We start from the raw sequence: 1,087 nt of genomic DNA on the forward strand, positions 1-1,087 counted from the left end.
CAGGGTGCCGTCGACGATGAGCACGGTGTCCTTGGCGAACCGTTTGGGGGGCTGGCTTCGGCCTCGCCGATCGCCAATGCCTTGCCGTTCGCCTGAAGGTCGAAGTGTCCGACCCGCAGCGTGCGACCCGTACCGGCGCACTGCTTCTCCGTCAGACCCAGACTCGCCACCTGTGGGCGGGCATACGTGCATCCCGGAACGTAGTCGCGATCGAGCGGATGAACATCGGTCACGCCCGCGAGCTTCTCGACGCACAGGACAGCTTCGTGACTCGCCTTGTGCGCCAGACATGGAGCGCCCGCAACGTCACCGATGGCGTAGATCCCGAAAGCACTGGTACGGCACCACTGGTCCGTGACGATCGCACCGCGCTCGATCTCGACGCCCAGAGCCTCCAACCCCAGATCCTCGACGTTGCCGGTGATCCCGGCCGCCACCAACACCCGGTCCACGGTCAACGTCTGGACACCGTCGCTCGTCTGCACGCTCACCTCGACGGCATCGGCTCCGACAGTCACGGCCGACACCGAGGCTCCGGTGTGAATCGTGATGCCACGCTTCTCGAACTGCCTGCGAACGAACACCGAAATCTCTTCGTCCTCGACCGGCATGATGTGTGGTGCCATCTCGACAATGGTCACCTCGGTGCCGAGATCGCGGTACAGGCTGGCGAATTCGACTCCGATCGCGCCGGACCCGATCACGAGCATCGACTTCGGCAGCTCCTTGGGGACGAGTGCGTCGAAGTATGTCCACACCCGATCACCGTCGGGGACAACCCCGGGAATCGAACGCGGACGGGCGCCGGTTGCAATGATCACGTGGTCGGCTCGATACGTCTGTCCTCCCACGGATACGACGCCTTTGTCCACCAACTTCGCGGCGCCTGAGATGACGTCGACGCCGTTCTTCTTCATCAGATAGGCAACACCGCCGGACAACCTCTCCGAAACCCCTCGGCTGAACGATACCAACTTCGAGATGTCGAACTGCCCGCCAGAACTGCGCGGGCGGCAAGACCCCGTGGAACACCTGGCTGTCCTGCGAGGAGGTGTCCCTCGGCTACGTCTACGAGACCGACCCGTGG

At 63.8% G+C, this 1,087-nt stretch carries 1 protein-coding gene and 1 pseudogene; one reads left to right on the top strand and one right to left on the bottom strand.

Annotation, left to right across the window (positions count from 1 at the left end):
- A partial coding sequence (locus tag ABT116_RS49560; RefSeq protein ID WP_351648287.1) for an FAD-dependent oxidoreductase occupies positions 1 to 917 on the bottom strand: 917 nt, incomplete at its 3' end.
- 77 nt (positions 918 to 994) lie between these two features.
- On the opposite strand from ABT116_RS49560, the pseudogene ABT116_RS49565 reads away from it, so the two are divergent.
- Positions 995 to 1,087, top strand: a pseudogene (locus tag ABT116_RS49565) (alkaline phosphatase PhoX); the annotation flags it as partial.

The organism is Streptomyces sp. NPDC002130 (genome assembly GCF_040296465.1).
Lineage (GTDB): Bacteria > Actinomycetota > Actinomycetes > Streptomycetales > Streptomycetaceae > Streptomyces.